18 protein-coding genes are annotated in these 20,528 nt (G+C 33.8%); 9 read left to right on the forward strand and 9 right to left on the reverse strand.

Features of this window, described 5'->3' with window-relative positions; all coding sequences use genetic code 11:
* Positions 1-14 precede the first annotated feature (14 nt).
* The 5 genes from phytr_RS01505 to phytr_RS01525 form a co-directional block, all read right to left on the reverse strand.
* Positions 15-2,279: an ankyrin repeat domain-containing protein gene (locus phytr_RS01505; protein ID WP_106874131.1), complete on the reverse strand. Its 2,265-nt coding sequence runs from the start codon at positions 2,277-2,279 to the stop codon at positions 15-17.
* Between the two features lie 175 nt (positions 2,280-2,454).
* The gene (dprA, locus tag phytr_RS01510) at positions 2,455-3,600 is read right to left on the reverse strand and encodes a DNA-processing protein DprA (RefSeq protein WP_106874132.1); all 1,146 of its coding nucleotides are present in this window, start codon (positions 3,598-3,600) and stop codon (positions 2,455-2,457) included.
* A gap of 1 nt (position 3,601) precedes the next feature.
* Positions 3,602-4,204, reverse strand: a complete 603-nt coding sequence (locus phytr_RS01515; RefSeq protein ID WP_106874133.1) for a peroxiredoxin — start codon at positions 4,202-4,204, stop codon at positions 3,602-3,604.
* Between the two features lie 98 nt (positions 4,205-4,302).
* Positions 4,303-4,794 carry an RP853 family protein gene (locus phytr_RS01520; RefSeq protein WP_106874134.1) on the reverse strand — a complete coding sequence of 164 codons (492 nt, stop codon included), beginning with the start codon at positions 4,792-4,794 and terminating at the stop codon, positions 4,303-4,305.
* A 6-nt stretch (positions 4,795-4,800) separates the two neighbouring features.
* Positions 4,801-6,519, reverse strand: a complete 1,719-nt coding sequence (locus phytr_RS01525; RefSeq protein WP_106874135.1) for a hypothetical protein — start codon at positions 6,517-6,519, stop codon at positions 4,801-4,803.
* A gap of 68 nt (positions 6,520-6,587) precedes the next feature.
* Here phytr_RS01525 and phytr_RS01530 point away from each other — a divergent pair, with 68 nt between their 5' ends.
* From phytr_RS01530 to rpmE, 5 genes are all read left to right on the forward strand, one after another.
* Positions 6,588-7,226 (forward strand): phosphatase PAP2 family protein, encoded by a 639-nt coding sequence (locus phytr_RS01530; RefSeq protein WP_106874136.1) that lies wholly within the window; start codon positions 6,588-6,590, stop codon positions 7,224-7,226.
* Positions 7,227-7,289: 63 nt separating this feature from the next.
* Positions 7,290-8,534, forward strand: a complete 1,245-nt coding sequence (locus phytr_RS01535) for an MFS transporter (RefSeq protein WP_106874137.1) — start codon at positions 7,290-7,292, stop codon at positions 8,532-8,534.
* Positions 8,525-8,872 (forward strand): YraN family protein, encoded by a 348-nt coding sequence (locus tag phytr_RS06525; protein WP_106874138.1) that lies wholly within the window; start codon positions 8,525-8,527, stop codon positions 8,870-8,872. Before phytr_RS01535 ends, phytr_RS06525 begins: the two co-directional genes overlap by 10 nt.
* Before the next feature lie 86 nt (positions 8,873-8,958).
* Complete coding sequence (rpmB, locus tag phytr_RS01545; protein WP_106874139.1) at positions 8,959-9,243, forward strand: 50S ribosomal protein L28; 285 nt, start codon at positions 8,959-8,961, stop codon at positions 9,241-9,243.
* Complete coding sequence (gene rpmE / locus phytr_RS01550; RefSeq protein ID WP_106874140.1) at positions 9,240-9,464, forward strand: 50S ribosomal protein L31; 225 nt, start codon at positions 9,240-9,242, stop codon at positions 9,462-9,464. The genes rpmB and rpmE overlap by 4 nt, the downstream gene beginning before the upstream one ends.
* 41 nt (positions 9,465-9,505) lie before the next feature.
* On the opposite strand, the gene phytr_RS01555 is transcribed toward rpmE, so the two are convergent.
* From phytr_RS01555 to phytr_RS01570, 4 genes are all read right to left on the reverse strand, one after another.
* Complete coding sequence (locus phytr_RS01555) at positions 9,506-10,897, reverse strand: ankyrin repeat domain-containing protein (RefSeq protein ID WP_106874141.1); 1,392 nt, start codon at positions 10,895-10,897, stop codon at positions 9,506-9,508.
* Between the two features lie 105 nt (positions 10,898-11,002).
* On the reverse strand, positions 11,003-12,781 hold the full coding sequence (locus phytr_RS01560) for an ankyrin repeat domain-containing protein (RefSeq protein WP_106874142.1): 1,779 nt from the start codon (positions 12,779-12,781) through the stop codon (positions 11,003-11,005).
* 126 nt (positions 12,782-12,907) lie between these two features.
* Positions 12,908-13,957, reverse strand: coding sequence for a ribonucleotide-diphosphate reductase subunit beta (locus tag phytr_RS01565; protein ID WP_106874143.1), 1,050 nt, complete (start codon positions 13,955-13,957; stop codon positions 12,908-12,910).
* A gap of 32 nt (positions 13,958-13,989) precedes the next feature.
* On the reverse strand, positions 13,990-15,774 hold the full coding sequence (locus phytr_RS01570) for a ribonucleoside-diphosphate reductase subunit alpha (RefSeq protein ID WP_106874144.1): 1,785 nt from the start codon (positions 15,772-15,774) through the stop codon (positions 13,990-13,992).
* Between the two features lie 310 nt (positions 15,775-16,084).
* Between phytr_RS01570 and phytr_RS01575 the strand changes: the two genes are divergently transcribed.
* The 4 genes from phytr_RS01575 (at position 16,085) to glyA (ending at position 20,469) form a co-directional block, all read left to right on the forward strand.
* On the forward strand, positions 16,085-17,155 hold the full coding sequence (locus phytr_RS01575; protein ID WP_106874145.1) for a hypothetical protein: 1,071 nt from the start codon (positions 16,085-16,087) through the stop codon (positions 17,153-17,155).
* Between the two features lie 179 nt (positions 17,156-17,334).
* Complete coding sequence (locus tag phytr_RS01580; RefSeq protein ID WP_106874146.1) at positions 17,335-18,480, forward strand: hypothetical protein; 1,146 nt, start codon at positions 17,335-17,337, stop codon at positions 18,478-18,480.
* A 134-nt stretch (positions 18,481-18,614) separates the two neighbouring features.
* Complete coding sequence (locus phytr_RS01585; RefSeq protein ID WP_158706821.1) at positions 18,615-19,256, forward strand: alpha/beta hydrolase; 642 nt, start codon at positions 18,615-18,617, stop codon at positions 19,254-19,256.
* Positions 19,246-20,469, forward strand: coding sequence for a serine hydroxymethyltransferase (glyA, locus tag phytr_RS01590; RefSeq protein WP_106874148.1), 1,224 nt, complete (start codon positions 19,246-19,248; stop codon positions 20,467-20,469). The genes phytr_RS01585 and glyA overlap by 11 nt, the downstream gene beginning before the upstream one ends.
* Positions 20,470-20,528: the final 59 nt, after the last annotated feature.

Genomic DNA, 20,528 nt, shown 5'->3' on the forward strand with positions numbered 1-20,528 from the left:
ATTTTCTATACGATCTAATCGCTCAAGTCATCACTAGATCCAGCGGTATTTACACTAATATCGATCAATTCAGCTATTTCGGAATGAGTATCGGCTGTATCTTGTGTAGCATCTATTTTTAAACGTTTGTGAGAATTAGATTGAATTTCTTTTGGTTTAGCTGGTCTGACTGATTTGAAATTCGTTATATCCTCACTTTTAAGAAAGCTTGTGATGTTATTCAATATATCTGGTGTGTCTGAGAATATGATTTTACTTAGATTATGTACAGGAGTTCTGGTCAAGACTATTTGCATTGAGTCGAGAGAATCTGTTTCTATTTTTTTGACACTTAATTTCATTTGATTAGAAATATTAGAGATCAAGTTTAATAATGTCTCGTCTTGAATTCTTTCAATTGCAGAGTCTGCAAATTTAACTCCATTTTTCAAAGAATCTAAGTATTGTAGTTTCGATTTTGTTTGAGTTAATTTTTCAAAAAAGTTAGGAGCTAGTCTTGGTGCAAATTTGTTAATAGCATTTGTTACTTCGGTTAATTGAGTATCGCTACATTCTTTCAAAAGAATAAGTGCTACCAGTATTTGCCCCAGTTGTTTATCAAGTTCATTTTTATACTTTGGTTCAAATTGCTTGATTAAATTTGCAAATAATTTCTGATGAGAAAAGTCAAAGGGTACTCCATGAGCATAAAGGTCTAAGAAAGTTGAAGTTGAATAACCGCCTGTATAACTGCAATCCATAATATTATCTAAAGGAGTAAATCCTTCTTGATTGGCAATATCGAGCCTAGCCCCTTTGTCCATAAGGTGTTTGAATATTGATGCTTTAAGCACAGGATCAGATTTTCTTTCAGCAACCAAATGTAAGGAGGTATTTCCTTTTCTATCCATTAAATTCATATCTGCGCCGTTTTGTATTAGATACTTTAAGATTTTTGGACTACCTTTCATAGCTACATACATTAAAGGCGTTCTGCCATGCTCATCAAGCGCGTTAATATCTACACCGTGTTCTACAAAAAACTTGAAATGCTCTATCCCCCTTCTCTTGTGATTTTTATCATAATTGTCCCAATGTACAGGATAAGTGCGGCCACAGTCTCTCCAATAAGGATTAGTACTAATGTAATGTAGAAAATTATGTTTCTTTGAGTGATCTAAAGCATGAATATCCATTCCCTTGTTTAAAAGCATTTCCATAATAGCTGTAAAATCATTGGCGCTGAATTTTTCTATAGCTATTTCAGAGAGTTCAAAGGTGTTTTTTAGAATATATGAATTATTTACATAAGGCAGTATCATGTCTATAATTTCAATTTTTTGACTGAGCAGGGCGTGTCCTAAAATACGATGATCAGTGCTTTTTAAAAAATCTTGTAGGCCCAGCTCAGTAACTTTTGTTAAAAGTAAATTGACTGCATCCTTATTTCCAGAATATGCAACATATGACATGAGTGTAGTTATATTTGACTCGTTAATATGAGCGCCTGAATTTATAAGCAATGCTGCAGCTTGGGTTTGGCCTTTAAGGAGAGATTGATGAAGGGGGGAAGATGTTGGATTATAGTTTACATCAGCGCCTTTGTCTATAAGCAATTGCATGGCTTCGAGATTACCTTTTTGCGCGGCATGATGAAGGGCTGTGGTATTACAATTAAATGTTGTATAGATATTTGCCCCTAGGTGTATAAGTAATTCCATGGCTTCAATATTGCCAGACCTTGCTGCCATACCCAAAGGAGTACCTTCACATGTTGGTTGATTAATATTTGCTCCACGGCTAACAAGCAATCTTATAGCTTCAAGATGGCCGGCTTTTGTAGCAAAATGAAGAGGCGTTTTGGCTTCATTTTGCGGCAGATATTGCTTATGGATATCAGCGCCCAGATCAAGAAATAGTTTTATTGCTTCAATATTACCAACCTTAGAGGCATGATGTAAAGGTGTGTAGCTAGCCATAGAGCAGTAGGCGTGGGTATTTGAGGCATCGAAATTTGCTCCGCTATTAATAAGAAACTTGATAGCCTCAAGGTTACCAGATTCTATGGCAAAATTAATAACTCTATAATCACCTTTTCTATCATTAATAGATGCACCTTTGTCGATAAGTAGTTGTATTGTTTCAAGGTTACCAATTTTAGCAGCATGGTGTAAGAGTGATAATTTGTTCGAATCTGTTGAATTTACATCAATCCCTGAGTTTAATGCATCAGATATTTTGGTGATATCTCCCTTTTTAATGGATTTTATTAGATCATTTAATAATTTTTGAGATTTCATTATTTTAGTTTTTTAAATGCTTATTATATAATATAATAACTTAAATTTAAAGAAAATGCAAAAAACATCTCTATAAAATTACAAAATTTTATCGATTGTATTTAAATATTAAGAGTTAATAGTTTTTTTGGATCGCTTAATCTCAGTAGAGTAGGGGGTAATAGATTGTATGTCTTTAAAGGCTGTTATAATTAAGACTAACCTTGTTGCCTGGATGTCTATGGATTTTGTTGGCAAGTTCTAGTTCTACTATAATAACACAAACCATGTTAATAGGAATTTGGCTAGAATAGGATAATGATTCAATGTCACTAGGAACGTTGGAAAGTAATGATAATATGGTTTCCCGCATTTCATCGGAGATGCTGACAATGCTTTTGGATCTATTGTCATAATCATCAGCGGGTGCTTCTGCTAAATTTGCAACTGTTTTTAGCTCTAGGTTAGGTAGGTTATTTAATATATCTGCAGCTGACTCTACTATTAAAGCTCCCTGTTTTAGTAAGTAGTTATTACCCTTATATCTAGGATCTGAAGGAAAGCCTGGAACTGCAAATACTTCACGTCCTTGATCTAAAGCAAGCTGAGCCGTAATTAAGGATCCTGATTTGATACTTGATTCAATTATGACTGTGGCAAGGGATAAACCTGCGATAATTCGGTTACGTTGAGGAAAATGTTGGCTAGAAGGTGCAGAACCTGCTGGAAGTTCAGCAATAATGCAGCCATTTTTGGCTAAATCAAAATAAAGTTCTTTATTTTCTTGAGGATAAATATGATCTACGCCGCCAGCTAAAACTGCGATAGTTTTATGTGCAGCTTTATGTGCTGAAGTATCAATTCCTCTAGCAAATCCTGAAACAATTGTAAGACCAGTTTCTGATAAATCTTTGGATAGTTTGGCAGCAAACTGCATGCCTGATATCGAACAATTTCTGGCTCCTACTACAGAAACGCAAGTAGAATTTAATAACTCTACATCTCCTATCACATTCAAGATAATAGGAGGATCGGAAATATATTTGAGAATCTTAGGATATAAAAGGCTATTGTAAGGAATAATCCTTGCTCCCACTTTGTTTGCCCTATATATTTCTGCCTCAGCTTGTGCGCTTGTAAAAAGGTTAATTGGTTTTTTACGTCCTCCTTTGAGCGACATTTCTTGAACATGCTTTATAGCCTCTGTTGCATTACCAAAAACCTTGACTAGATCTAAAAAGGTTTTAACTCCAACGTTTTCACTTCTGATTAACCTTATAATATCAACTGTCTCTTGAGTATAAGAAAATTTTTCGTTGGATTTAAAAACCTTTTCTAGCATTTTATAGTTCTTCGGCGTTAGAGATTAGATAATCGGAAACCCCTTGATTTGTTGCTTGCATAGCCGGTTTTCCTTTTTGCCAATCAGCTGGACATACTTCGCCATGCTCTTGTACATGGTCCCAAGCGTCGATTATCCTTAGACTTTCAGATACGCTTCTTCCAATAGGTAAGTCGTTAACTGTTAGATGACGTACAATAAGTTTTTCATCTATAAAAATACTAGCTCTAAAGCTTATCCCTTCAGGGTTAAGTACCTTATAGCTTCTTGATATATCTTTGTTTAGATCAGAAACTAAAGGAAAACGGATATGTCCAATACCTCCTTTATTGTGAGGTGTGTTTTTCCATGCTAGGTGGCTAAAATGTGAATCAACGCTTACTCCAATGACTGTAGTATTACGTTCATCAAATGACGATATTTTATTATGAAAGGATAAAATTTCAGTAGGACACACAAATGTAAAGTCTAAAGGATAAAAGAACAATAAGCACTTCTTACCCTCAATCGCAGCATATAAATTAAAGTTTTCGTGTATCGTATTGTCCGGCATAATCGCTTTTGCCGTGAAATTAGGTGCCTTATGGCCAACAAGTGTATTCATAAATCAATCTTAAAATTAAAATTAAATGTATTATAAGTTAAAGAGATAGCTAAAGGCTACTAGAAATTATACAAAATTTAATTACTTAAAACAAAAATTTATTTTGATCTTGATATCACTTGAGAGATTTTTTGTTTTTCTAAAATGTTATTTTGAAAAGTATTTGTTTGAGTGTTTTGAGGAGCAGAAATAAAGCTAGAAATGGAATCTTTTAGTTTTGTAAACTCAGAATCATTTGTTATATCGTAGATTAGTCTTTCTACTGCATTTTCTGGATTTTCTTGTTCTAAAGTTGTTTCTTTAATTTGATTGAATGATTTTTTATTATTATTTTCATCCTCAGAGATAGCTATTGAAAAGAGTTTGAGGGCGTCTTCAAATTTATCGCTTAATAATTTACCAGTGCCCATATATCTTAAGAGCTTATATCCACATTCAAAAGAATGCTTGTCTATCTCTTTAACCTTATATATATGGCGTGCATGAAAATCTATAGCTAACATATTACTCAGCACCGAGTATAAATAATCTGAAAGCTTATCTGTTAATACTGATCTTAAGATTTTATGTACTTCTTGAATATGATGCATAGATAATTATCTTTTAGGACCTTGATTTTTTGCCAATCTCATTTCTCTCTCTTGTTTTTTTCTTATGTGTTGTTTCCACTTATTTTTATGTTTTTCTTCTTTTTGTCTTTTTGCTTCAATTTCTTTAGACTGATCTGGGGTTATTACTCCTAAGGGATTTTTTTGTTTTGATTGACCTATCTCATTAAGACCTAGGTATTTTGTGATAGGATTATCTGCTAACTTGTGCATAGTAGAAATAAGGTCAGAATTATAAAATTCGCTTTCTAGCTTTGCTGATGATAACAAAATAGGATCGATTTCATCTTGTTTTGTCTTGTTAGATATTCTGCTTTGTCTTATTTCACGGCACAGATCTGTAAAATCTTTAGACATTTGGGTACAGAAACTAAGTTGGTTTGTTAAAGGATGATTGTGATGTGAGTGAAAATTTTCTTCATAATTTTTAAGTGTAACTCGTACTTTTTCCTTCAATTCTTCTTGAGTCTCATTAGCGGAAAATTGTATTGTGTTCAAGAGTTCATATTTGGATAGTGGAGCGTGATTGTTATAAGCTTGTTGAAATTTATAGGCCGAACTAATAAATTCACTAAACTCTATGGGATTAATATTTTCTTTAGTGGCAAGTTGTTTAATCCTGTCCTCTTCCACGCCCAAGATTGTTAGTTCTAGAGGATCAAGTGCTAAATTTTCTCCTATTTTCTGAGCTTCTGGCAGTGTGCTAAGATTTTTTTCTAGATTGAGTTGTATCTTAGTTAAGCTGTCTACCATGTCATAATCTAGAGGACGGTCGGTATCACCGTGAGCATTTTGAAATCTTGCTGCCAGGTCAACAAATTTACTAAATTCAACAGGATTAATATCTTCTTTGGTGGCAAGTTGTTTAATTTGCTTTTCTTCTAAACCTAACATTATTAATGACAAAGGATTAGTATTTAGCTTTTGTCTCTTCGTCCTTTCTGTTTCTGGCAAGTTTTTAAGATTTTTTTCTAAATTTAATTGTATATTAGCAAGATCTTCGGCCAGAGAGAAAGCTCTGTTTAATTCGGGCATTGTAGTATGTAATGATCCTAAATTTTTAAGTATTTCATGTTTTGTCTTTAGCATTTCAGTAAATCTTTCTTCATCTGCTGCTGTGAGTATTTCTCGTGTTTTTCCTGTGGCATTAGATATTGCTGATAGCCTTTCTTTTTCTTTTGCTTTTGGATTTAAAATAGCTCTTTGTATCAATTGAGCAGATCCAATGATCATCCCTGTGATGGCAGCTGAATCGAAGGTCATTCCTGCCGCAATAAAGGGGGTAAAAGGGGCAAAAGTAAACAAGGTTGCTGCGACAGCTAATCTTACCACCGCTAATGTTGTGGCTGTTAAGTATGGATATCTATTACAAAATTTAGCTATACCTGAAGTAGTAATCTTTAAGCATTTTCCACAAGCTAAAAGTACCTCCGATGGTTTACCAGAATCCCAAGCTTCTTTGAATATTTTTTTAGCTTCCTGAGCTGCGCTGATAACATCTTCTTTCCAGTATATTTTTGCGTACTTAAAACGTTTAATATCCTCTAATGATTTCGAAGGGTAAAGGTCAATGGAATTTAATAAAAACTCTATACCTTCCATTGCATAATTCTGGACAAATTCGGATTTCATAATTTGACCTTTCGCATTTGATAAAAAAAGTTCCCCCATTCCAACCAATCCTCTTCTTAATAAAATTCCTGCCATAATTTTGATTTAAATTTAATTCATATTTTGCTAAGATAATCGTTATCCTAAATAAAAGAAATTTAAGAATGAAGTTTGTGCTCTACGATTGGTTAGGATTAAACGAATACCTCTTTACCTTACTTAATTCTAGTTTAAACCATGGGTTATTGTCGTATTTTTTCTATCTAATCTCGATCTTATTTAAAGAATTTGTATTTTTGATATATTATGCTGCATTTGTTGTCTATCAAGTAAATAATCTGAGTGCTCAGACTTATGAAAAGTACAATAAAGTATTTAATAAAGCTGTAGAAATTGGATCTATTTACTCTAGCGTTATGGTGTTTTACACACTGATAAAATATACCGTAAATTTTCCTCGTCCGTATTGTAGCATGTCAAATTTTATCAGTATTAATAATTTTGCTCATGAGCGTTGTTTATCAAGTTTCCCAAGTGCTCATACTGCAATGGCTATTATTGTGTGTTGGTGGGTTTGGCCATATGTAAATAGGTTAGGAAGAATTTTATTAATAGCTTTAGTAATACTAGTAGGATTATCTAGAATAGCTCTTGCAATGCATTATCCCGCTGATATTATTTGGAGTGTTGTTATATCTTTGGGCATATGCCATATTGCACCTAAGATCTCTAGTTTAGGAATTATTCAAGATAAGATCTTGCAACCTATAAAAAAATTCATTTGGCAATTTGTAAAGAAATAAATTACATATCTTTTCTCATATCGTGTATAATGCTATCGAGTTATACCGATATTTTTATTTAAAATGAAACAAAACAAGGTCCTTATTGCGGCCATTTTTGGTAATATACTTGAGTATTACGATTTTACAGTTTTTACTGTTTTCGTTGGAGCAATAGGCAGAAATTTCTTTTCTAGCTATTCTGAATTATCTCAAATTCTTGCAAGTCTTGCAGTCTTTGCCGCTGGCTTTATAACAAGACCTGTTGGAGGAATTTTATTCGGTCATATAGGGGATAGATTTGGAAGGAGAATTGCTCTAATTCTATCAATAATTGGCATGACTATTCCAACCATATTTATGGGGATATTACCAGGTTTTGATGAACTTGGGATCGCAGCTCCAGCTTTTTTAGTTTTACTTAGATTAGTTCAGGGGTTGTGTATTAGTGGAGAAGGGGCGGGGGCTGCAATTTTTGTACTAGAACATCATCATAATTTAAGACCTGGATTAGTAACGGCTTTAGTTCATGCTTCAAACATTGTAGGCACTTTGATTGCTTCATTTGTTGCGATAATAATAGAGTATTTGTATCCTAATCACTCTCAAAGCTGGCGGCTTGCCTTTATGCTTGGAGGCGTTTTTGGTTTAGTGGGGCTTTACCTGCGTATTAAGGTGTCTGAGACTCCAATATTTCAAGAAGTTGCTAATAGAAAACGAGCTCATAAATCTCCTTTAAAGCACGTTATTTTGCATTCGTGGCGCTCTATGATAGTAACGTTTTTTTGCGGAGGTGTAACAAGCAGCTTGGTATATTTGGTTAAAACATACTTACAAGTTTTTTATTCAAATGTTTTGCAATTAGATAACAAAATCGCCCTATTTTATCTATCATATGCATCTTGTATCCTCATGATAAGCATGCCTATTTTTGGGTTTTTAAGTGATATATTTAACAGAACTAAAGTGATGGTTGCAGCGACCTTTACTGTTTTAGTATTAGTGATCCCAATTTTAATCTTAATGGGAGGTGATCAGCCGTATCAACAAATAATAGGGCTTACTGCTTTGGGGATGCTTGCGGGTAGCATCTCTGGGAATTCGTATCTGTTCGTAATATCCTTATTTAGACCCGAAGAAAGATTTTCGGGTGTTGCGATAAGTTATAATCTTGGTATTGCAGTTTTTGGTGGTACAAGCGCCATTGTTGCTAGGTATTTAGTAGAGATAACAGGTTTATTTTATGCTCCAGGTTTTTATATTATTGCAACAGCTATTATGTTTTTAACAATAATATTTTTAATGCGCAGAAAGCTAAAATGGGTATAACGCCTTATAAATTCGGTCTTCTAGGGGAATTTTTGACATCGATTTTATATCGATTGAAATTTTATAAGATTTTAGCTCGTAGATTTAAAACCAAATATGGTGAGATTGATATTATTTGCGTCAGGGCTAATACTCTTGTTTTTATTGAAGTAAAATCTCGAAAGCAGGATTACGATGATGTCTTGTGTTTTAAAAATCAACAACAAAGGATCGTGAGAGCTGCTCAGTATTTTATTTATAAAAACCCTGCTTATAATAACTATAATTATAGATTTGATTTAGTCTTGATTAAGCCTTATTCTTGGCCTATATCCTTGGAAAATTTTATAGTCATTTAAAATATTTACTGATAAATGTTGAGTTTTAGAGGTAAAGTATGTTATTATCTTTGGGTCTAGAGAAAACAATTTAAAATTTAAACAAAATGAGTGTTTGCGATTTAACAGGTAAAAAAGCTGCTTTTGGCAATATGGTTTCTCATTCTCAAAGAAAAACGCGTAGAAAATTCATGGCTAATATGCAAAGCAAAACTTTTGTTAGCTCAGCTTTACAATCTAAAATTAGATTATCTGTTTCTTCATCGGCCATAAAAACTATAGATAAAAGTGGCGGCTTAGATGAATATTTATTAAAAGCTTCAAACGATGTTTTATCGCCAAAAGCTAAGACTCTTAAAAGTAAAATAAAAGATAAAATGGCAGCATTATGAAAAAGGATATACACCCTCAATATAAAGCTTTAACAATTGATATTAAAGGTAGAAAGTACCATACAATGTCTACTTATCCTGCAGAAACTTTGATTATGGATATAGACTACACAACTCATCCAGCATGGACTGGTAAAGGGTTTACTGCTGCCAATGAATCTAATACTGCGGTAAGCAGCTTTAACAAAAAATTTGCTGGCTTAAACTTCGGTATTAAGTAAGACCTTAAAGGCTGTAAACTACGCAGCCTTCGTGATACGGTTTATATATCATAATTATCTGTAAATACATCTTCTCCCATAACATATGATTCATTTGTAATTTCATCAAGCTTATCTTCAAATATTTTGGAACAGATTTGAGGTAGCGCATTCTTTGAAGCGGTGGCTATTGCAAAAAAATGAGGTGAAAAAGCTATTACATTTGCTAAAGCAGCATCTGGTAAGTTGTATTTGAGCGCCATTGACATGGCTTTTTTGCCTTGATTAGTAAGATACTGAGCTTTTTTATCGCCTAAAACCTCTTGAGCTTTTTTGATTGCAAATTCTGTATTGATATCTGCAAGCCTTTTTAAAGATTCTTGTAAGGTTAGATCTAAAGATTTTAATTTGTTAAGACTCAAGGACATTTGTTTTATTTCATTCAAAATATGTTGAACTTGTTTAGGCGATTTTGCTTCTTGTAGCTGTTTATCAATAAAAGTGAATAATTGCTTTATGTTTAATATCGGGCGCGTATTGGTAAGTCTATTTTCTATAAATTTCTCTAGAGAATTTTCTACCGGCTGAGTTGCAAACTCATTGTTACATGATATTTCATTTGATGAATTTAAATAGTCGGAGGGATCACATATTAAATCAACTGTACAAATGATATCAGCAATACTTTCCGTAAAATTTGGATTAAAACTCATGGAATGATCCTCTAATGCTTTCCAACTTTCAAATATGATGTTTGCAAGAGAAGTGAATTTTATAATCTGGTTATCTGTGCAATCAGCAAGGGTCATTTTAAGTTGATGTGTGCTTATAAATCTTGCTATCGACGGTTCTAACATTACCCCTGCTCCATAAGCTATTAACCAGTTTGATATGTCATCTAAATTAATTAACCTTTGTACAATTTTTGGATGATCAGGATGTTGATTTTTTAAAAGAGAGAGATATCTCTGGGCTTCCGCTGTTAGGACTTGAAGAGAGGAATCGTTTGCTTCTAAAGCCCCAAGTTTTAGTAAATATTTTGCTGTTTTATACTCTCTATTAGCTATTGCATAAAATAGCATGGTTCGTCCATCATTATCTTTGCTATGAATATTTCCTCCTTTATTAGTCAAAAATTCTATTGTTTGAATATTTCCACGTATTACGGCATAAAATAAAGGGGTGCGACCCTGCGAATCTTTAACTTCCATATCAGCGCCGGAATCGAGTAAGAGTCTAAGGATCGTAATGCTATTTGTGATTGAGTAAGTTGCTTCATGCATATAACTCCAATCAAGAGGAGGGTTAAATCTTTTATTTACATCGTAGTTTTGTTTTAAGCATTCTTTAATTTGTCTAACGTCGCCAGTATTGACAGCCTTAGCTAGTTTATAGGGATGTATATGTTCAAATGGTATAAGCTTATAGATAAAACTATAAATGTAAGACCACATCTGTATTTACCTTATTTGTCATATTAATGGTGTTACAGTAAATAAAAAAACATGGTATGTAAACGTTCTTTCGTTCAAAAAAGCCAAAAATGTTCTAAGTATATTTTAAATGCTTGATATGTTGCGAATTGTTATATGTAAGCTGGTTAAGTATTTATTATCCACTTGCTTGATTGTGAAGCTCTTCATATTGCCTGAGGTTTCTTGATCTGGAAAGGTTATTAAAGTCTCCATAGGATTTTTGTTAGTATAGCTGAAATCGGACGCGCTTTGAGGATCTAGAAATGAACATACTGAACTCATTAAATCTCCTTGATTAAAGACCTCTTTCATACCATAGGCTTGTATTTGTTTAATCAGCAAGGCACATTCTGAAAGTTTTAAATTTCCTTCTTCAAATATTTCTTGCAAGCTCAAATCAGCTATCTTTTTATTAAGCAAGATCTTTTCTTCCGGCTCTAAACTAATTTTATCCAATTTTGCCCTCAACGATTGTGCATCAAGTAGTTCGGGTAGTTTAAGATTTTTTACAAATACTGTTGCTATTCTGTTTTCTGTAGCATGTTTTACTTCTTCAACACAATTTAAAGCCGATGAGAATTTATAAAAAGGGGAATTTTGATTAATTTCACCTTTTAATCTGATATTTAATTCTTTTAACTTAATATCCAGTTCTTTTAATTCTTCACATTTAATAATATTGTCACGCAAAAGGTAAATATTATTGCTTTGTTCTATATCACGTATTGATGTATGAGGTTTAATAATATCAATCGCTAGCTGTAAAAGGTGTGCAGAGCCATTCAAGGCATTTTGATTAATATATACAGCCGCATCCAAAGCTGCTTGGCATTGATTAACCTCACCATATCTTGTCAAAGCTTTATATAAATTATATCCAGTGGCTATTTTTTCTTTGTCGTATCCTTCCACGGAAAAAATGCCATTTAAAAAGTCTATATCTGTATAATAATGCACCCTTGAATGTATGGATAGGGGAACATTTGTATTAGCAAATAATAGTAAAGATATCGTAAATTTTGTTGTTTCGTTTATGACCGGTGATGAAACCATAGGGGAAAGGGCGTGATCAATAACATTCGATTCGACGTCGCTACCATATTCCAACAAAAGATTTATAATGTTGATAGCAACATTATTAGGAAAAATTTCTCTTTCTCCGAATCTGTTTATATCAGTAATATTAAAAAAAGACAATAGTGCGTTTTTTTGGCTATTGTCTCTAATATTAACATCGACACCTCTGTTTAAGAGATATCGTACTGTTTCAAGTTGTCCGTGAACTACAGCCTCATGCAGAGCTGTATTTCCATAACCGATTTGGGCGTTGAGGTTAAAACCGTGATCTACCAAAAGATTGATTATTGGCAGCGATATATCTTCTACATGAAGAAAAGCTAGACATAAGGCCGTTTCTGCTCGCTCATTTCTAATATTTACGTTAGCACCATTTTCTAAAAGGTATTGAACTATATCAACACGACCATTCCTTACAGCTTCATGCAGAGCTGTTTCACCATCACTGTCTTGAACATTAATATTTTGACCGTTTTGTAGCAACCAATGTATCATCTCAAGATTATTATCCGTAGCAGCTGAGACTAATAATGGAACGCCTGGGGCATTAATAATATGGTGAGCCTCAAAATACTGGAGCAAATTATTACCTAATAGGCCAGCTGCTATAAAATACAAAAGATTGAATCCATTTGGATCTTGAGGGTTAATATCTTCTCCCCGCTCTTTTAGAGATAGTATCTCTTGCTCAACTTCTGAAGTGTGCTGTATTACCCTATCCTTTAGCATCTGTTGTTCCTGTAAATTTTGGGTTCTTGCAAGTGTGAATAATGTATCAATTATCATATTGATATTTTTTGTGTGGGTTTTTGTTTGCAGTACTTATATTGTAATATAGCCCAAACGCCAATATAACACAATCGATAAAACGCAATGTAAGACTTGATACAGCCTTACATGCATATAGAAGAGCTATGGACGCTTGTCGTCAGAAATGATTTCAAGAGTAGGTTGCATGAGATCGTCAGCGCGACCATCGATTTGAGCTTGGAATACTTCTTCCCATGTACCTTTAGTTGCAGCTCGTGCATATTCAGTAACCCTATTTTCAAAGAAGTTGGTGTGTTCTATACCGTGTAATATTTCATCAAACCAAGGTAAAGGATTTTCGGTTATTAAATACATTTCCTTTAGCCCCAGTTGCAGCAGTCTTCTATCGGCGATATATCTAATATATTGCTTTACTTCTCGTGGGGTTAGTCCATGTATATTCCCTAATTCGAAAGCAAGATCAATGAAAGCATCTTCAAACCTCACTATGTTTTCGCATATCTCATATAGACGGCTTTGGAGCTTCTCATTCCAAACTTCGGGGTTCTCATTTAAGAAGGTTTTGAATAACTTGACCATGGAGACAACGTGCAAGGTTTCATCGCGAACTGACCAAGTTACGATTTGTCCCATGCCTTTCATTTTGTTGAATCTTGGGAAGTTAAGCAAAATAGCAAAGGATGCAAATAATTGCAAACCTTCTGTAAATGCTCCAAATGCTGCTAAGGTAAGGGCAATTCCCTCCTTGGAATCAACATCAAAATTCTGCATGTAGTCGTGCTTATCTTTCATTGCTTTGTATTGCAAGAAAGCTTGATATTCAATTTCTGGCATTCCAACAGTCTCAATCAGCTTAGAGTATCCATCAATATGAATAGTCTCCATATTCGAAAATGCTGCAAGCATCATGTTAACTTCGATTGGCTGAAATATTCTTGAATACTTCTTCATATAGCAGTTATTTACATCAATGTCCATTTGAGTAAAGAACCTGAAGATTTGGGTTAAAAGATGCCTTTCTTCATTTGTAAGGTTGTATTTCCAATCTTTGATATCATCGGCCATATTAACCTCTTCGGGAATCCAATGGATTCTTTGCTGGGCTAGCCATGCTTCATATGCCCATGGATAATTGAAAGGCTTGTAAGCTATGCTTGCTTGTAATAATGAAGGTGATGATGCTAATGACATAATATTATTTCTAAATTTAAAGTTAAACTAATCTACTGACACGCTAAACATTCGTCATATTTTTTTGGCTCTTCTTGTCTCAATGCCATCTGAGCTTCAGGTTTTTCAGCTCTTTGGATAGTTTGGAAAGTACGACAATAGTACATACTTTTAACTCCTTTCTGCCAAGCTGTAAAGTGTATATCGTGGAGGTACTTTTTATGCACATCACTAGGTAAAAACACGTTCAAAGACTGGGCTTGCGTAATAAATGGCGTCCTATCTGCTGCAAGTTCAACTAACCATCTTTGGTCTATTTCATACGCTGTTTTAAACACCGCTTTTTCATGATCAGACAAAAATGAGAGATGCTGAACGGAACCTTCATTTAAAGCTATCGAACTCCAAGTCTTTTCACCATTATAACCTTTTTGTTCTAAAAGTCTTTCTAAATTTTTATTTCTTACAACAAATGATCCTGAAAGAGTTTTTTGAGTAAAGCTATTTGCTGCATAGGGCTCAATTCCAGGGGATGAGTTGTTTGCTATAACTGAAATGGAGGCAGTTGGAGCTATTGCGGTAAGATTACTGAAGCGTGCTTTTAATCCAACTTCTTCTGCATCGGGGCAGCTACCTTTTTCCTCGGCTAAAATTTTAGAAGCAAGCTTAGTTTCTTTATCGATATGCTCAAAAATCTTTTTATTCCAAACTTTTGCCATTACTGATTCAATAGGTACATTTTGGGATTGTAAGAATGAGTGAAAACCCATCATACCAAGACCAATACTTCTTTCGCGTGATGCTGCGTAAGCTGCATTTTTCATCTCTGGAGGAGCGTTGTCAATGAAGTCCTGCAGTACGTTATCTAAAAATCTTACGACATCTAATATGAACTGTTTGTTATCTTTCCATTCATTAAAGTACTCTAGGTTTAATGATGATAAACAGCATACGGCTGTACGCTCTTCTCCTAAATGATCCGTTCCGGTTGGAAGTGTTATCTCGCTGCATAAATTAGAGGTTTTAACAAGTAATTTTAGCTTTTTATGATGGTCGGGTATAGCTCTATTGACTGCGTCTATAAAAAGTATATAAGGCTCGCCTGTCTCAATTCTAGATGTAAGGATTTTAATCCATAATTCCCTAGCTTTGATGGTGCTAATAACCCTTTTATCTCTAGGACTAATTAAATCCCAATCCAATCCTTGCTCAACTGCCTTCATGAATTTATCACTTATGACAATACCATGGTGGATATTTAAAGATCTTCTATTTACATCCCCTCCTGTTGGTTTACGAAGTTCTATAAATTCTTCGATTTCAGGATGATCTACTGGTAGGTAGACAGCTGAACTTCCACGTCTTAAAGATCCTTGAGATATCGCTAAAGTTAAAGAATCTTGAACTTTAATAAAAGGCACAATACCTGAGGTTTTACCGTTAATTCCAACTTTTTCATTAATAGATCTAACGTTGCCCCAATAGCTTCCGATGCCACCGCCACGAGATGCAAGCCAAATGTTTTCATACCATAAATTAGCAATTCCATGCAGGCTATCATCAGTTTCATTTAAGAAGCATGAGATAGGCATACCGCGTTTTGTACCTCCATTGCTCAATACTGGTGTTGCCGGCATGAAATATAAGTTACTGATATAGTCGTAAAGTCTTTGAGCATGTTTCTTGTCATCTGCGAAATGCGCAGCGACTCTTCCAAATAAATCTTGAAAATCTTCTCCTTCAAGTAGGTAACGATCTTTTAAGACTGATTTACCAAAATCAGATAATAGATTATTACGTGATTTGTCAATTTTGATATCGTATCTAAAGCTAACCATGAATAATAGTATATAAGTTTATACATTCCTAATCCTATCCTCTAAAAATTCTAATATCAAACACTAAAACACTAAATATTATTTAAAAATTTCCTTGACATACTACATGTAGTATCTTAACCTTTGGAGCCTTGAATCAAATAGGGATTTAGATAGTTAAATTTTTTTACTTTCAATATATGCAAATCTATACATGAATTTGCTGTTACATATTTATACTGAGTAGGAGCATTCAAATCTAAATGTTGATTTAAAATTAAGGTTTTGATAAACTATATTGTAAAATAATAGTTAATATAAAAGATAGTTTATGTGGTACAAAAATTTAGGATTTAAGGTAGATAGAAAATTAAAAGAGGCTATGAACGAAGATAATTTAGAAGATATTAAAAGATTATTAGTACCTTCAAATGATCCAGAAAAAATTTCATTGAACTCTCTTTTGCCTGAAGCAATAAAGCTAGGTAAGATAACTTTTAATCACACAGATTCATTGTTAGAGTTTTATAATTTAAGTGACGAAGAAAAAAAAGAAGGTAAAGTATTCTTTAATAATTACTTAGCCGAGTCAATAGATATAATACTTGATCTAATAGATTATTTAGTTCATAGAGGTGCTGATGTAACTGCAGCAATAGATCCGACTGAACATCAAACACACTGTTTGGACGGAAAGCCTATTGAAGCTGGGAGTTTTCCAAATGAAAAAGAGTATCATAATATCTCAACAAATTTGCACATGCCTTTAGCGGTAGGAAAAGTTAATGCTGAAGTTATTGGTGAAATAAGTTTTCGTTGGAAGTATAAGCTTCCAAAGCGCTGCTACCTAAGTAATCATGTAAAGTCAGCCCAAAGGGACTTAATGCGCAACATTAGTGAACAAAATGATAATATGCAAATAAAGTTGACGCAAAAGCTACTAGACAAAGGGGTAGATTTAGACACAACGTGCATTAGTGAAAAGGGACATGAAATTGGCTTTTTAGGTTTTATCCATGATCGCGCGGATTGTCGTTATACTAATCAAATGAGAACGTTTAAAGCTTTTTATGAGCTTCAGAAGAGTAAAGATCCCAAACAAATTCTTGATGCTATCAAATTTATATATACCCAAGCTTTTCCTCCAGATAGTTTTCGTAAGCCATGTTCTGCGCTTGAAGATTTAATCCGAAAAAAATTGTCTATAGAGGTTGGAAAGAAACTAGCTTTTGATGTTACCAAGGCTTCTGACGATCCGATAGGTTACGCTGCTGCCTTTTTAGATCTGAAAGAACAGTTTTACGTAGCAACCTTGACTAAACAAATGTATAACGATTTACCAATGGAACGTATGGGTGAAGCTTCGGAGAATGCAAATAGTAGTATTTTCGATGCTAGTTAAATTTTTTTACTTTCAATATATGCAAATCTACTATAATAGGTTTAATAATTTACATTGTCTTAATGGTCTCTACAATAATTTATTTAAAGTACTTGTTACTTAAAAATATCTTTGATTTAAAGCTAAAATTTCAATAAACTAATTCATAAAGCAGTAATTAAATATTAAAGGTATGTCCAATGTGGCGTGAAAATATAGGTTTTAGAGTAGATAGAAAGCTTAAAAGTGCTATGCAGGCTGACGATCTAGAAGCTATTAAAAAATTATTAAAGCCTTCTAAAGATCCAGAAGAAGTTTCTCTAAATTCTCTTTTACCTGAGGTAATGCAACTAGGTAAGCTACATTTTGATCATCCTTCATTGCGTGAGTTTTGCAAGCTCTATTTAGATCCAAATTCAATCAGGTCCAAAATTGAATATAAGAAAAATGAAAAAGGCGAAGAAGAAGGTAAGGTAGCTTTTAATAAATATCTATCCGAATCACTAGATATACTTGTTGGCTTGATAGATTACCTAGTTAGTAAAGGTGCTGACGTAAATGCCATAATGGATCCAAATGAGCACAAGATATGTTGTTGGGAGAAAATAGCTAAATATGGTAAGTATATTCTCTCTCACCCTGCAATTGAAAGTAAGGAACAAGTTTATAAACTTTCCGTAAGTTTATATATGCCTTTAGCTATAGGTAAATTTAATATTATGGATATTGAAACAGTTAATGGAAGATACATACGTAGTGGAGACAAGGTAGTACCGGTTCAAAAAAGTTTACTACCTTATTTCAAGGAACAAAATGATAATATGCAAATCAGATTGACGCAAAAGTTAATAGATAATGGTGCTAATCTGGAAGCGACTTGCATAAGCGAAAAAGGACATGAGATTAATTTTTTAGATTTTATCAATAATTGCGGAGATGATCGGTTTTCTGATCAAAAAAAAATGTTTTTAATATTTTATGATCTTAAGGCAGATAAGAACATTGCGCAAATTCTCAAGGATTTTAATAAGTCTTTATGTCAAAAAAGATATCCAGATGATGTCCTGAAGAATCTTATTGAGATGTGGTCTCTAGCTGATGAAGATGTTCAAAAACATCAAAAGGAGCTCATTATATACAAGCCATGCCCTGCTCTTAAAGAGTTAATGCGTCAAAAAATAGCCAAAGAAGCTGGAAAGAAATTAGCTTTTGATATTACTAAAGCTTCTGATAATCCAATAGCTGGCGCTATTGATTTTCTAGACCTAAAAGAAGTAGTTTATTGCGCTACCTTAACTAAAGAAGAACATGATGATTTATCATGTATTGGTCAGGATGCTTCGTAAGTGTAACCAAGTAGCAATACTCTCTTTTATCCGTCTTTGATGACTCGGTATCACAAATCTTGAAATATCTCTTTCAAGGAGGGAGATAATTATGTTAAGCTATGTACTTAAAAAGACTAGCAAAATCAAAATTTATGAATTTAACATTTGAAGAAGTGTTGCCTTTAAGAGGTCCGGCGAAAAACCTTGTAGTGATGTTACATGGAGTTGGTTCTAACGCTAAAGATTTAATCAGTATTGCACCTTACATGCGTCAATCTTTGGAACACACCTACTTTATTTCCTTAAATGCCCCTAATAAATACGATATGGCTCCTTTTGGCTATCAATGGTTTAGTTTGAAAAACAGGGAACTAAGTGTGTTACAGCAGGGTTTAGCTGATGCAGTACCTGGGGTTGTGAAATTCTTAGATGCTAAAACAAAAGATCTTGGGTTAAAATTTGAGGATGTGTTTTTGATAGGTTTTTCTCAAGGTTCAATGGTTTCGACTCACTTAGCGATGTCGATGAATAAAAAGCTTGCAGGAGTAATTGGAATGAGTGGTTCAATTATTCCACGTCCGGTTTTTGAGGGTAATAATCAAACTCCTATATGTTTAATGCATGGCACAGATGATGAGGTAATTAGTGCAGATGCGATGTATAGAGGTGAAAAGTATTTGGGTGGATTGGGTTTTGATGTTCAAGCTCATGTTATTCCATTCCTAGGCCATTCCATAGATGTAAAATGTATAAAAATTGCAGTTAACTTTATAAAAAATCATCATGCAGGATAATATTATAAATGATTTAATAGAACTTGAAGCAAAGCGTCAAAATGAGCAAGTATGCCTTATTGCATCTGAAAATTTTGCAAGTAAAGCTGTCCGCAAAGCGCAAGGCTCCATATTAACTAATAAATACGCAGAAGGTTACCCAGGTAAACGTTACTACGGTGGATGTGAATTCGTTGATCAGATAGAGGAGATTGCGATTAATAGAGCTAAAAAGCTTTTTGGCGCAGAGTATGTGAATGTTCAGCCTCATTCTGGTTCTCAAGCAAATCAAGCTGCATTTCTTGCCTTGCTTAAACCTGGTGATACTATTCTATCTCTAAGTCTTAGTGCTGGTGGTCACTTAACTCATGGTTCTAAAGTCAATATGTCTGGTAAGTGGTTTAACGTTGTTCACTATAATTTAGATCCCAAGACTTATTTGATTGATTATAATGAGATTGAAAGATGTGCGCTGGAATATAAGCCGCAGTTAATTATCGCTGGATTTTCAGCTTATAGCCGTAGTATAGATTTTGATATATTTAGGAAGATAGCTGATAAAGTAGGGGCTTATCTTCTAGCCGATATAGCTCATATAGCCGGCCTTATTGCTGCTGGATTTCATCAAAATCCAATAGATTTGGCAGATATTGTTACATCCACTACACATAAAACCCTTAGAGGACCTAGAGGAGGTATTATGATGAGTAATAACCAGGATATAATGAAGAAATTAAATTCAGCTGTATTTCCTGGTATGCAAGGAGGTCCTTTAATGCACGTAATTGGAGCGAAAGCTGTTGGATTTGGAGAGAATTTGCAACCTGAATTTAAAGATTATATTAATCAGGTCATTAAGAATAGCCAGGCCTGTGCTAGCGCTCTTATTAGTAAAGGGTATGATGTGCTTACGGAAGGGACGGATAATCACATGGTTTTAATTGATTTACGTAGTAAAGGTATTACCGGAAAAGATGCTGAGAGCGCTTTAGAGTCTGTTGGAATAATTTGTAATAAAAATATGATACCTTTTGATCCAGCTCCTCCTGCAGTAACATCGGGTATCAGAATAGGTACTCCTGCATGTACAACAAAAGGTTTCAAGGAAGGAGATTTCGTTTATATAGCAGATTTGATAGCTGAAGTGTTAGGCGGCTTAAATAAGTTTGAAAAAGTTAAAACTGATATAAGTGATAAAGTTTATAACCTATCTCAAAAATTTGCGTTTGTATAAACTTATTAGTTTCATTTTAAATTTCTCAGGTTGTTTAGATAGTCATTCTAAATAGAAAA

This window comes from Candidatus Phycorickettsia trachydisci (genome assembly GCF_003015145.1).
GTDB lineage: Bacteria > Pseudomonadota > Alphaproteobacteria > Rickettsiales > Rickettsiaceae > Phycorickettsia > Phycorickettsia trachydisci.